The organism is Pseudomonas sp. G5(2012) (genome assembly GCF_000408945.1).
GTDB lineage: Bacteria > Pseudomonadota > Gammaproteobacteria > Pseudomonadales > Pseudomonadaceae > Aquipseudomonas > Aquipseudomonas umsongensis.
Genome location: NZ_APIO01000062.1, coordinates 68,751 through 82,142, shown reverse-complemented (window position 1 = coordinate 82,142; position 13,392 = coordinate 68,751). Strand labels below are relative to the sequence as shown.

General features: G+C 57.7%; 11 protein-coding genes. 2 read left to right on the top strand and 9 right to left on the bottom strand.

From position 1 onward, the window contains the following. Positions 1-23: 23 nt before the first annotated feature. The 6 genes from pqqB to PG5_RS19540 form a co-directional block, all read right to left on the bottom strand. Positions 24-935 (bottom strand): pyrroloquinoline quinone biosynthesis protein PqqB, encoded by a 912-nt coding sequence (gene pqqB / locus PG5_RS19560; protein WP_020798846.1) that lies wholly within the window; start codon positions 933-935, stop codon positions 24-26. Between the two features lie 83 nt (positions 936-1,018). After that, positions 1,019-1,093: a pyrroloquinoline quinone precursor peptide PqqA gene (gene pqqA / locus PG5_RS33660; RefSeq protein ID WP_003444522.1), complete on the bottom strand. Its 75-nt coding sequence runs from the start codon at positions 1,091-1,093 to the stop codon at positions 1,019-1,021. A 158-nt stretch (positions 1,094-1,251) separates the two neighbouring features. Then, complete coding sequence (gene pqqF / locus PG5_RS19555) at positions 1,252-3,681, bottom strand: pyrroloquinoline quinone biosynthesis protein PqqF (protein ID WP_020798845.1); 2,430 nt, start codon at positions 3,679-3,681, stop codon at positions 1,252-1,254. A gap of 48 nt (positions 3,682-3,729) precedes the next feature. Beyond that, the gene (locus PG5_RS19550; protein WP_020798844.1) at positions 3,730-4,524 is read right to left on the bottom strand and encodes a carbon-nitrogen hydrolase family protein; all 795 of its coding nucleotides are present in this window, start codon (positions 4,522-4,524) and stop codon (positions 3,730-3,732) included. Positions 4,525-4,536: 12 nt separating this feature from the next. Then, a complete protein-coding gene (locus tag PG5_RS19545) occupies positions 4,537-6,219 on the bottom strand; it encodes an NAD(P)/FAD-dependent oxidoreductase (protein WP_020798843.1) in 1,683 nt (560 codons plus the stop codon). Between the two features lie 183 nt (positions 6,220-6,402). Further along, on the bottom strand, positions 6,403-6,864 hold the full coding sequence (locus PG5_RS19540) for an Lrp/AsnC family transcriptional regulator (protein WP_020798842.1): 462 nt from the start codon (positions 6,862-6,864) through the stop codon (positions 6,403-6,405). Positions 6,865-7,049: 185 nt separating this feature from the next. On the opposite strand from PG5_RS19540, the gene PG5_RS19535 reads away from it, so the two are divergent. Beyond that, positions 7,050-9,404: a glucose/quinate/shikimate family membrane-bound PQQ-dependent dehydrogenase gene (locus PG5_RS19535; RefSeq protein ID WP_020798841.1), complete on the top strand. Its 2,355-nt coding sequence runs from the start codon at positions 7,050-7,052 to the stop codon at positions 9,402-9,404. Between the two features lie 391 nt (positions 9,405-9,795). Beyond that, a complete protein-coding gene (locus PG5_RS19530) occupies positions 9,796-10,473 on the top strand; it encodes a peptidase M41 (protein ID WP_042955514.1) in 678 nt (225 codons plus the stop codon). A 283-nt stretch (positions 10,474-10,756) separates the two neighbouring features. On the opposite strand, the gene PG5_RS19525 is transcribed toward PG5_RS19530, so the two are convergent. From PG5_RS19525 to PG5_RS19515, 3 genes are all read right to left on the bottom strand, one after another. Next, entirely contained in the window at positions 10,757-11,518 is a 762-nt protein-coding gene (locus PG5_RS19525) for a hypothetical protein (RefSeq protein WP_042955513.1), read from the bottom strand. A gap of 69 nt (positions 11,519-11,587) precedes the next feature. Next, positions 11,588-12,358, bottom strand: coding sequence for a hypothetical protein (locus tag PG5_RS19520; RefSeq protein WP_052024701.1), 771 nt, complete (start codon positions 12,356-12,358; stop codon positions 11,588-11,590). Between the two features lie 81 nt (positions 12,359-12,439). Further along, positions 12,440-13,336 (bottom strand): hypothetical protein, encoded by an 897-nt coding sequence (locus PG5_RS19515; protein ID WP_042955512.1) that lies wholly within the window; start codon positions 13,334-13,336, stop codon positions 12,440-12,442. Positions 13,337-13,392 lie beyond the last annotated feature (56 nt).

Here is a 13,392-nt window from a genome sequence, read left to right as displayed (position 1 = left end):
CCTGCTCGCGAAGGGGCCCTCCGTTACAGCACAATACTCATGCCGTCATACGCCACTTCAACCTGGCGCCGTTCCAGCTCCGCCCGCTGCGGCGAATCTTCGTCGAGAATCGGGTTTGTGTTGTTGATGTGGATAAGCACCTTGCGCTGTTTGGGCAGTTGCTCCAGCACTTCAAGCATGCCGCCAGGCCCATTCTGCGCCAGGTGGCCCATCTCCCGGCCGGTGCGGGTGCCGACACCACGGCGCTGCATTTCGTCGTCGTCCCACAGCGTGCCGTCCACCAACAGGCAGTCGCTGGCAGCCATGATTTCCAGCAGTGGCGCATCGACCTTGCCCAGCCCCGGCGCATAGAACAGCTTGCCACCGGTATTGAGGTCTTCGACGATCAGGCCGATATTGTCGCCTGGATGCGGGTCGAAGCGATGCGGCGAGTAGGGCGGCGCGGCGCTGCGCAGTGGCAGCGGGGTGAAGCGCAGGTTCGGGCAGGCCGGGATGCTGAAGCTCTGGTCGAGTTCGATGCGGTTCCAGCTCAGGCCGCCGTTCCAGTGGGTCAGCATGTTGAATAGCGGGAATCCGGTACTCAAGTCCTCATGGACCATGTCGGTGCACCAGACCTGGTGCGGGCAACCTTCGCGCAACATGAGCAGGCCGGTGGTGTGGTCGATCTGGCTGTCCATCAGGATGATCGCGCTGATCCCGGTATCGCGCAGTGCGCGCCCCGGTTGCATGGGCGCGAAGCTCTGGAGCTGGGCACGGATGTCCGGGGAGGTGTTGCACAGCACCCAATTCACGCCGTTATCGGAAATCGCGATGGACGATTGGGTGCGTGCCTTGGCCCGCAGGCTGCCATTGCGAAAACCTGCGCAGTTTTCGCAATTGCAGTTCCACTGAGGAAAACCGCCGCCGGCGGCGGAACCTAGGATCTGGACGAACATGGATGCTCCATCATTTCAACGCTGAAAATAAAACGCCTCGGGATAAACCGAGGCGTTGAACTACATTTCTGCCAGGGCAGAGATCAGCGGCTGGCGAAGTACATGGTGACTTCAAAGCCGATACGCAGGTCGGTGTAAGCTGGTTTGGTCCAGGCCATCAGTTGAACTCCTTCAGGTAAGGTTGGACAGCGCTATCTATATGTATAGTCCACCTCCGGTTAGAGATGTTCCAAATAGTTAGGCTGCTATGTTACTCAAAATTTCACAGGGATTGCCCATGAAACTTTGAAAAGGCTCCTTACAGTCTAGGCAATGATCATTTTATCGCTTGCCAAGGTGCGCCGGGTGCAGGGGTGTTCGCCAGGCAGCGCCAGCCACCGTCGGCCTGGATCAATCGCTCAACTGCGGCCAGTAGTGCGGCGCGATCGGTCAGGAGAATGGCCTGGGGCAACTGCATCAGATAATCCGACGGGCGGCCCGCCAGTTTGCCCTGCCAGAGCATTTCCGCGGCCTGGATTGTCGTCAGGGCGGCGCTGGAAAACTGATCTGCCAGGGCTTGGCGTTGGGCGATGAAGGCATTCTCGTCGAGTGCCTGCACCAACGCCGGCAATGCGCTGAGGAATTGTTCGATGTGCTGCACGAGCTCTGCAGCGACAACGTTCGGCGATTGCACTCCTAACAGTATCCCGGTCTGCCCGTGAATCTGGCGCAGGGCACTGAACACTGCGTAGCCCAACTGCAACTCTACCCGCAGGCGCTGATAGAAAGGCGTCTGACAGAGATGGGCGAGCAGACGCCAGGCGGCTTCGTCGGCCAGTTCCTGGGTGGCGGTCGGACAGAACAGCAACAGTGCGTGTTCGCTGGAGTCGGTCTCTATAGTGCTCCACAGGTGCTGCGCATGAATTGACGGTGTGGGTGCCTGTTGCGTATCCGCAGTACCCGGCACGCGGCTCAACACCAGCCCCATGGCCGATTGAGTCTGGGTAGAAAAACCGCTCGCCAGGCCTGTCCAGCGAGCACTCGCCCACAGTTGCGCCAGGTTGTCCGATTCGGGCGTAGGCTCAAGGCAGTGATCGGGCAGCACCTTGAGTAGCTGTCGAATCGGCATCAACGCGGGGCGGGCTGGTGATAGCTGTGATAATGCTGCCTCAGGTTGGGTCAGCAGGCCTAACGCGTGTTCGAGGATGCTGGGCATCGGTGCTTGCAGGCCGGTCATTTTCAACAGCCATTGATTGCCCGATGCACCGAAGGAAAAGTCCACGCCGGCCTGACCTGCGTCTTCGCGCAACGCTTGCAGGTTGTCTTCCAGACGCGATTGAAGGCTGGCGCCGGGGGCCGCCTCGAGGCACCAGCGCAGATACACCGCGCCTTGCGCGGTGTTATCCGGCAGCGCTTGGCTGAATTGCATTGGCGAACGTTCGCGGCGGCTGCGTGAGCGGTCTTGGGCAAAGGTACGCAGGCCCCGGTGGGCGCTGGTTTGTCCGCGAATCAAGCCGGCATTGGGTGCTGCTGCTTCGCTTTGCAGGAACGGATTGGGCGCGGGCAGTTGCCACGGGCCGGTGAAGTTATCCACAGCACCGATTATTTCCAGGATCGCCTTGAGGGCGGTCAATCCGACTTCGGATAACCCTGTCTCGCGCTCTTCGCTGTCCTGTCGGGCCAGTTGCAAGGCACTGCTGACACCTTGCTGGCGCTTGCGCAACGCCGCATATTCCTCGCGTAACCCGCGCCAATCCTGTCGGGCGAAAAAGCCCAGCCAGTCCTGCAATTGCTCGCCAATCCCGGTCGCCGGTGCATTGGCAGGCAGCGTGAACTCAATGTGCAACAGGGCTTGTCCAGCGAACTGATACAAGGAGCGTGCCTTGAGATGTTCAGCCCGGCCCTGTTTGCGCAGTTCGGCCAACAGCCCACCAGGTTTCGCGCAATTCAGCCAATGGCACAGAAAGTCCAGTGCTTCGGGCGATGAGTCGGGTAATGCTTCAAGGGCAAACAGCAGGTCCAGCCGGTGCTCGCCGGTCTGTTGATAACGGTTGTCTGCCCCAGCCATCAGCGGTGTAGGCGCTTGTTGCGCAACCTTCTCGCCCTTGGCAATGACGTTGCCGAATGCTTCGGCCAGCAGCCTCAACTCATCAAGGCTCTGGGGGCCGACAAGGCTCAAGGTCATTTGTCCGGTCTGGTAATAACGCTGGTAATAATCCTGCAGGGCCTGCTGGAATTCAGGTTGCGGCACCGCCAGGCTGTCGCGGTTGCCGGCATGAAAACCGCGCAACGGATGCGCGTCGCTAAGCCCGTCCAGCAGGGCCAGTTGCTGTTGCGCCGCGGCATCTTGCGACCAGGCAATGAATTCCGCGTGGAGCACTTCCCGTTCCCGGTGCTGGTCGTCCAGGTCCATCCGGGGATGGGCGAGCATGTCTGCCAGCCGCTCAAGACCCTCGGCAAACGCCTGGGTAGGCAGCTCGAAAAAGTAATCGGTGGTGCGCTCGCAGGTTTGCGCATTCACTTGGCCGCCATGGCGCTGGACGAAAGCCATCAGCCCTCGATCGGCGGCAAAGCGCTCGGTGCCGAGAAACATCAGGTGTTCAAGAAAGTGCGCAAGTCCAGGCCAGGCCAACGGCACATCATGGCTGCCGGCGGCAACTCGCAACGCCCCCGCGCAGCGCTTCAAATCCGGGGCATGACGCAGCGTCACCCGCAAGCCGTTGGCCAGGGTTTCAGTGTGGGGGCGAGGGTGATTCAGCGCAGGCATGAGCACTTCCAGAACAGAGAAGTGCCAATGCTAGCGGATAACGGTGGCTCAGCGCTTGTTCAGCGCGCCGTAAAGCTCGGGGCGGCGATCGTTCAGGTAGCGATTGGCGGCGCGCGAGTCGAGCATCAACTGACGATCCAGCTCCCCGACAATCAGTGCTTCATCGAGTCCCGCCTGGGCGATGCGGCTGCCGTCCGGTGCGGCGATGCTGCTTTGGCCGCAGTACTGGATATCGCCTTCGTGCCCGCAATAGTTGGCATAAGCCACGTAGCACTGATTTTCGTAGGCCCGGGCACGTACGGTGACATCAGCGATGAAGTCGAACGGGGTCATGTTGGCGGTCGGTACCAGGATCAGCTCGGCGCCAGCCAGGGCCAGGCGCCGGGTGTTTTCCGGAAACTCGAGGTCGTAGCAGATCAGGAACCCGAGCTTCCAGCCGTTGAGTTCCACGATCGGGAAGTCGTCCGTGCCAGCGCTGAACATCGATCGGTCGAGGTCACCGAACAGGTGCGTCTTGCGGTAATTGCACAGACGCTCGCCATTGGCGTCGATCAATTGCACGGCGTTGTAGATCTGTCCGTCCCCGGTGCGTTCGGGATAGCCATACAAGATGGCGATCCCGGTGGCCTTGGCAATGCGCGCAATCTGTTGCGCCGATTCACCGTTGTACACTTCCGCCAACACACTGACGGCATCGACGCCGATGTTGTAGCCGGTCAGGAACATCTCCGGCAATACCAGCAAGTCGGCGCCCTTTGCTTCCAGTGCCAGCTGATGCAGGCGCTGAAGGTTGCCGGCGACATCCAGGGGCAACGGTGGACATTGGTAAAGGGCTACGCGCATTTCGGACTCCTCTTACTCGGGCAGGGCGATCGGACCGATCTCGTTGAACACATCTCCTGGACCCGGATTCTCGGCGTGAGTTGCACCGCCGAAGTGTTTCATGATGCCCCACACCGCATTGAGCGAGGTCTGCACTGCACCTTCAACCCAGGCCGGCGTCCATGAAACGTCGTCGCCGGCGATGAAAATTCCGCGCTGTTCGGCCGGCATGTCGTCCTGCATGAAGTGCGCGTACATGCGCTGGTTGTAGCGATAGTGGCCGGGCAGGGCGCCCTTGAAGGCACCGAGGAAGTGCGGGTCGGCTTCCCAGGACACGGTGATCGGATCGCCGATGATTCGCGCGGCGATGTCCACTTTCGGGTAGATCTTCTTCAGAGCATCCAACGCCAGTTTGACGCGTTTTTCCACCGGGTGAGGGAGCATTTTCAAGGCGTCGCTCATCCACGAATACGACAGGCATATCACCCCGGGCTTGTCGTCGCCGTTATCGAACAGGTAGGTGCCGCGGGTCAGGCGATCGGTGAGGGTCATGCTCATCAGGTCGCGTCCGGTTTCCGGGTCTTTATCCTTCCAGAACGGGCGGTCGACCATCACGAAGGTTTTCGACGACTGCATGTAGCGGGTGCGGTCCAGGGCCATCCACATCTTTTGCGAGAACAGGGTTTCATCGCATTCGATCTGGGTGGTCAAAAGCCAGCTCTGGCAGGTGGTCAGCACCGCCGCGTATTCGCGGGTATCGCCGTTGTTGTCGGTGACCGCAAAGCGGCCGTCCGGCGCGTGGGCGATTTTCTTCACGCCGGAACGTGGCGCACCGCTGTGCAATGACTTGAGGCTGGTACCTTGCGGCCAGTGCACGCAGCGCTCCGGGACATGGCGCCAGATGCCCTGTGGCACTTGTTCCACGCCACCGACCACCAGATGCTGGTGATCGTCGCAGTTGGTCATCACCACGCGGAAGATTTCCAGCATCGAGTTGGGGAAGTCAGAGTCCCAGCCACCGGTACCGAAACCAACCTGGCCGAACACTTCGCGGTGATGGAACGACAGTTTGGCGAAGGCTTTGGAGGTGGCAACGAAATCGTAGAAAGTGCGGTCGTCCCACAGTGGCACGAGGGTGTTCCACAGCTCCTTGAGTCGCGGGACGTCGCGGTCGCGGATGGCCTGCTGGATATCGGAGAACTGCGAGCCCGCTTCCAGGGCGTCGGCCCAGGCGTCGGCGACTTCCTGGAACAGGGCAGGAAGATCCGCCAGTTTCTGTGCGTAATGGGTCTTGCCTTCCAGATCGATGACAGTACTGCCTGAGGCTGGTGTCAGCGGGTTGGGGAAGGGTTTGGTTTCAAGATTCAGCTTGTCGACGTAGTGATAGAACGCAGTGGATGACACTGGAAAACGCATGCCACCCAGTTCCGCGACGATGCCGTCGGTGCCATTGAATGCTTGGGAGCGCAGGCGGCCACCCAGCTTCGAGGCCTCATAGACCACCGGCTTGAGGCCGAGCTTCATCAGTTCGTACGCGGCTACCAGTCCGGCGATACCGGCACCGACGATCGCCACTTCGGCACCGTGATGGTGTTCGGGAATGCTGCCCAGGCCAGCCGGGTGTTCGATCCAGTCGTCGAAGGCGAAAGGAAAGTCCGGACCGAAAATGGTGACTGGTTTTTTACCGTCTGCAGGATGGCGATTGTTCTTGTTCATGGCTGACCTTGCTGTCGACCCGACGCGGAGTGCGCATCTGAGTATAGGAAAAGATGCCAGCCATTCTAGAGAGCGTAGAACACGTTAATAAGACGCAAAGTGTCGTCGTTTTGCCAGATTACTGATCAATATGACGATAGCTCTGTGCATACTGTCCACCGCCGCTCCCACATTGGATAGTTTTCAAACCGGCTGCCCCCGATCGATCTTGCTGCTCAAGATGATCGACGTCGTTGTCTTTTCCACCCCATCGACACTGCCAATCTGATCCAGCAGTTGGTCCAGCTGCTCTGGCGAATCGCTGCGCAACCAAGCGACATAATCAAATTCGCCACTTACCGCACACAGCTGCTGCACCTGGCCCATCGCACTCAAGCGCCGCAACACTTCCTTGCCGGAGCGAGGCTGTACGGTAATCCCCACATACGCCTGCAACTCACCATCCACCACGCGCTGGCCAAGCCGTACGCCATAACCGGTAATGACCTTGGCCTTTTCCAGCCGAGCCAGGCGCGAGGTGACGGTGGTCCGGGCGATGCCCAATTGCCGGGCGAGCATGGCCACGCTCTCGCGGGCGTTGATCTGCAGGGCGGCAATCAGCTGACGGTCGATTTCGTCGAGAACGGGCGGGCGAGTGTCAGGCAAGGGCGGTCTCCAGCGGCATGGAATCAATGTCCAGGCATGTTACAGGCACATCCCGCGCAGCGCTCGCGACGGATATCTGAACTAGCCTCAATACCGTTCATGACATTTGTGCCTGCGACAAATTGCCATAAGTAACTAGGTAGTACATTATTCCGCCCTTGTCACAAATGGGGAAAAATTCCGACATGAATAATTCTGGGGCTGCCGGCGGCAGCAAATGGCTGCTGACGGGGCTGGGTGTCCTGATTGCACTGATCGGACTCGGTTTGGCTGGTGGCGGCGGGTATCTGATCACCCTCGGTGGCAGCTGGTATTTCCTGCTGATGGGCCTGGCGATGCTGGTCTCGGGGCTGATGATTGCCCGGCGTAGACCGCTGGGGGCGTGGCTTTATGGTCTGGCGCTGATCCTCACGGCCGTTTGGGCCGTGTGGGATGCCGGTCTCGAATATTGGCCATTGGTCTCGCGCGTGCTGACCTTTGCCGTCATCGGCCTGGTCGTCGCATTGATTTATCCGGCGCTGGTGCGCGCTTCCGGCGCAACCGCAGGTCGAGGCGCCTATGGCCTGGCCGGGCTGCTGGGTGTCGGTGTCGTCGCGACGCTGGCCTACATGTTCGTACCGACCCCGGTGGTCAAGGCCACCACTGAACCGGCCGTCACGCCGGTGGTACCAGGTACCGAACAGAAGGACTGGGCGCACTGGGGCAATACCACCGCCGGCAACCGCTTCGCCGCGCTGGACCAGATCAACAAAGGCAACATCGACAAATTGCAGGTGGCCTGGACCTTCCGCACCGGCGATATCCCGCAAAGCACCGGCGCCGGTGCCGAAGATCAGAACACCCCGTTGCAGATCGGTGACACGGTCTACACCTGCACCGCGTACGGCAAGGTTTTCGCCCTGGACGCCGACACTGGCGCCCAGCGCTGGAAGTTCGACCCGCAAGGCACCGCGCCCAACTGGCAGCGTTGCCGTGGCCTGGGTTACTTCGATGCTGGCGCTGCGCCTGTAGCCGAGCAGCCAAGCGCTTGTACGAAACGTCTGTTCCTGCCGACCGGCGATGCTCGCCTGATCGCCATCAATGCCGAAACCGGCAAGCCGTGCGAAGAGTTCGGCAACCAGGGCACCGTCGACCTGACCACCGACATGGGTGAAGTCAAACCGGGTTACTACCAGCAGACCTCGACCCCGTTGGTCGCAGGGGAGGTGGTGATCGTCGGTGGCCGTGTCGCCGATAATTACTCCACTGGCGAGCCGCCAGGTGTGGTCCGTGCCTACGACGTGCGCAGCGGCGAGTTGGTGTGGGCGTGGGATCCGGGAAACCCGAACACCACCAAACGCCCACCGGCCGGCGAGACCTACACCCGGGGTACGCCGAACGTCTGGTCGGCGATGTCCTACGACGCCAAGCTCGGTCTTGTCTACCTGCCCACCGGCAACGCGACACCGGATTTCTTCGGCGGCCAGCGGACCGACATGGACAACAAATGGAACTCGTCCATCGTTGCCCTCGATGTGAAAACCGGTCAGGTGCGCTGGCACTTCCAGACCACCCACAACGATCTGTGGGACTTCGACCTGCCTGCACAGCCGCTGTTGTATGACGTGCCGGACGACAAGGGCGGCACCCAGCCGGCCTTGGCGCAAGTGACCAAGCAGGGGGAGATTTTCCTGCTCAACCGCGAAACCGGCGTGCCAATAGCGCGGGTCGAAGAGCGTCCAGTGCCGCAGGGCAATGTGCCTGGCGAACGCTACTCGCCGACCCAGCCGTTCTCGGTGGACATGCCGTCAATCGGCAACAAGACCCTGACCGAGTCCGACATGTGGGGAGCCACTCCGTTTGACCAGTTGATGTGCCGCATCCAGTTCAAAGGCATGCGTCATGAAGGCGTCTACACCCCGCCAGGCATGGATCGCGCCCTGCAATTCCCGGGCTCGCTGGGCGGGATGAACTGGGGCAGCGTCTCGGTCGACCCAAACACGAACTACATGTTCGTCAACGACATGCGCCTGGGCCTGGCCAACTACATGATCCCGCGCGACAAGATCAAAGCCGGGGCCAGTGGCATCGAAATGGGCGTGGTACCCCAGGAAGGCACGCCGTTCGGCGCCATGCGTGAGCGTTTCCTTTCGGCGGTCGGTATTCCGTGCCAGAAACCACCGTTCGGCACCATGTCCGCCATCGACCTCAAGACCCACAAACTGATGTGGCAGGTACCGGTCGGCACCGTACAGGACACCGGCCCACTGGGCATCCGCATGCACCTGCCGATCCCGATCGGCATGCCGACCCTGGGCGCCTCGCTCGCCACCCAGTCGGGCCTGCTGTTCTTCGCCGGCACCCAGGACTTCTACCTGCGCGCCTTCGATACCGGCAACGGCAAGGAAATCTGGAAGGCGCGGTTGCCGGTGGGCAGCCAGTCCGGCCCGATGACCTATGTCTCGCCGAAAACGGGCAAGCAGTACATCCTGCTCACCGTTGGCGGTGCACGTCAGTCGCCGGACCGTGGTGATTATGTGATTGCCTACGCATTGCCATAGATAACGTGTCCATTCTCACAAACCGTAGGAGCGAGGCTTGCCCGCGAAGAACGATAACTCGGCAATTCAGGCAAGCTGACTGAACCCGCCCACGAAAAAGCCGCGCAATGTCGCGGCTTTTTCGTGGGCGCTAATTGGGAGGGAAAAAAGAAACGCCATTTCAGGTCGTGTCTGACATACACGGCGGGGTCCACTTGCCTATCATTGATTTTTCCGTGGCGCTGGATCGCGGAGAGGTTTGTGAAGGTGCCAAGGGGCTGCTGGAGAACATCTGGCGAACGGTGGTTCGATTCGGGTTTTGATGATTGACCCTGGACCCCCATTGGGTCTGTGATGTATGACAAATCGAAAAGGAACGCTCAATTGAGGCCGTGGCGCGAGGGGACAGGTCATGACGAAGAAGTTACCGCCCGCTGTAAGGGATCACGCCTGGCAGATCGCACATCACGAAATGGGCCACTACGTCGTGGCCCGTGCCTTGGGTTTTGCCACGGGCAGCGTGAACCTGACGGTGACCATGGACTTGCGGCACCAAGGCGGGGCGTCCATCAGCCTGGTGCGGTCCATTCCGTCGATAGACGCCATGAAGCAACATCTGGAGGCCCGGATGATGGTCCTCCTGGCTGGCGCGATGGCGCAGACCCTGCCTTTAAAAAAATCAGCCGGGCAGCGCGTCGACAGGTTGAAAGCGACAGCCATCCTTAAAGGCGAGCAGGGCGCACATCAGGATTACGCAAAGATCCGGGAGTTGCAGCACCTGCTGCGCAATATCCTCTACCCCGAGACCGATCCGGCTTCATCCGAGCGTATAACGGCTGAGCTTAAAATGCTGACGGATCGCGTGTGGCAGCGAACTCAAGACATCGTGGAAGAACTGTCCGGGATCATTGCCGAATTGGCAGCGGTCTTGGTTGACGGCATGGTTATTGTGGAGCAGTGGGGACGGGCGGCGGATACGTATGAGGTTGTGTACACCGGGCCAACGTTGGAGCGGCTGCGGGCAGTGCAAGCCATTCCGTCAATGACAATTGGAGGCCCCGAAAGGTCGGAGCGTGTATTTAATAGATGAGCCGCCGCTAGTCCTTGAAGTTCGTCGCCGCTCAATCGGACCTTTCAGAAACGCAAAAGCCGCGCATTGCGCGGCTTTCTTGTTTGGTGGGCCCACACGGACTTGAACCGTGGACCAAAGGATTATGAGTCCTAAAAATGGTCACCAGAACGCCACGCAACTACGTGCAAAGCGTGCTAAATCAAAGGTTAGCCGTAGTTGCGTGGAGTTGCAATGTAGTCGCTTGGTGTTGCTTTACGTACCTCGCGACGTACCTCATGGGTGGGGCAGGTCAGACTAAAGGTCAGCTCAGCGGGGCCACCCTAAGTGGAGATTTAGCCGAAAACTGCCCGCATGCAACGTAGTAAAGCGCAAGGCTAGTGGATTTCTCCGTTGGACTGGGTGCCATCCAAGATATATGAGCCTTGAAAGCTGAGATTAGACATAGGAAATCGATGGCTGCGATGGATTTGTAGAAATTAATCGGCTTCCCATACGCCTCGTCGGAGAAAGCACCATGCAGAATCCCATGCCGATTGGTCTTATCTGGATGGGGGTACTTTTCAGATCTTATGTACAAATTGCGATCAGTAAAATCGGAGAAGGAATCCATCATAGAGACCAATTCGCCTACAGCCCCTAAGCTGTTTGCAATGGCGTCGCGCTTGCAGTCATCAGCAAGTGCTTTGAATCCAGGTCGGATGTCTCCGAATGCCACAGCTCGATCAGCGGCAATCCTTCTCGCTGCGCCTTCGATCACCGGCATAAGCCCAGCTACAGCGACATGGTCGAGCCCCATGAAATGTGCTTGAACTGCCTCGGAGATGATCAACTTGTAGTCCTGAATAAACGGAGTGATCGGATACCGCTCCGTCACCATGACTGCCAAATTGGCTGGGGAATATACGAGCGCGAGCATCTGCTCTAAATCGTCTTGTGTATACGACGCGCCTTTTCTACGAATGTCCCCGCACAGAGAACTCAAGTACCCCATGGTTACGTATGGTGGTATGAACCATCCAACAGCGTTCAGATCCGACCGGAAATGCTCCAAAGTTCCTTGCATATCACCTTTCCTTTTCGTTTTAACCTATATCTCGCTGCCTATGAGCAGACGGTTTTCGGCTGAGTGGGGCTATATCTGTAGCCATTCATTCGACTGGTAATCGCTACCTGTTTCTCGCAAAAATTCAGCTTCGAATTTTCGAAGTGAGACAAATAGCTCTTCATCACCGAAGGCCTTTGCTGTTAAGCAACAAGCCATGATGCCCCGATAGAAGTAGTTCCAAATGTCAGCTCTGTGCTCCGCTTGCCTCTCGGTTCCATGCATGCCGCGCATATGGAACCTCGGTGGAGCCCCGCCATACATATCCATGATTTGCGGTGACGCGGCATGGACGAAGCCAGAATATGCCTTGCTTACAGTTTTAGATGCGTCCAGGTCCTTGCTTGAGCCTTTTGGGCCGCTTACGCATCGATCCAAGTACGCCCGAATCTTTTGCCTCGGCACCGATGGCCGTGCCTTGGACGATACGACGGCGTCATTGGGATCAAATTCCTCCAGAAAGAACCACTCTAGGTAATTCTTATGTGACGGTTCTGAATTTCCCAATATTACGGAGAAGGAAAGAAACGAAATATCTTCGGTAATTTCGTCAAGAATTCGTTGTAGGGCAGCCTGCTCTTGAACAAATCCTGCTTCCAAGAGCAGCTTTGCGGCACGAAGACTGCTCACCATCCGAGCGAGCTTCTGCACCAGCGCTTGATGTACCGTCCTCTCCACATGCCGATAAACAAATGAATGCCTAAACTGGATACGTCTTGGAGCAGGGACGCGCGTTGCGAGCACATTAACTGTGCGCTCCATATGCTCAAACGCGTGCTCGTAAAAATTGGTATTTGTCATAGGGAATTTGGCATCGGGTAAGGGTTTTTTGGAAGGCGCGTTTTTTGCTTTCCGGCTTTAGATGTTTGTCACTGGAACGTATTACGCCCAAGAGCGGGATTTTGGCCATTGCTCTTTTGGCACTTCAAGTCGCGCTTTTATTCCTTCGGCTAGTGCGTGACAAAAATCCTTATACGCAGAATGGTGCCAATGTCCTGCCTTTGATTTGAATAACTTGTAAGAAACTCTTACGTCAAAGTCAGTGGCCCATACAGTTTCGGGAGACCCGATTTCCATTTGAAACATTCGCCCAAGCTCGAATGGTTGAACTTCAAAGGAAAAATGTGAATTCGACAGTACCAATTTTTCTCCCTTCAGAGATAGTACGCAACCTCGAGGAAGGATTGAGTATCCACTGAATGTCCGTTCGGCTTTCGGTAGAAAATTAAAATAATTAAACTTGGATTTACAAAAAACCTTGTTCTCTAGCATTACCGTATCTCTACCTGCGTCTTTCTTTGTGCGAAAAGTCATTCGATAGGAACCGGGCGAAGAATATTTCTCAGAGCGCCAATCTTTAAAGTCCGAGGCGATGTAAGATATTGCGTTGATGAGTATTAACTCTGCACCTACCGACGGCGCGTCATCTATCGTCAAACCATCACTCAAGTAAGTAATGGAGTCATCTTCCTGGTACCGTAGCAGTCCATAGTTTCCTGTGCTGTAGGTCGGAATGATATAATTAAATAAGCGCATGTCTTCTGTAAAGCATGCATACGTGTTAAAGCTCGACTTAAACGATTCTTCTTTTAGCTCAACAAATATCGTATAACAAAAAATAACGAAAGCGCCAAACATTGTCATCCAACTGGCGGCTAACGATTTAGAGCCGAAATTTGGAATCACTATCTTGAATAAGAGTACGAGCAGGCAAAACCCAATTACCGAAATAAGAACGACCTCAAGGGTGAATTCGTATTCTAGAATTTTTTTCAGCATTTCATCCTCGGAGCAGTCGGGCGACAAACGGACAGAGTAGATCAAAAGCGCTCAAC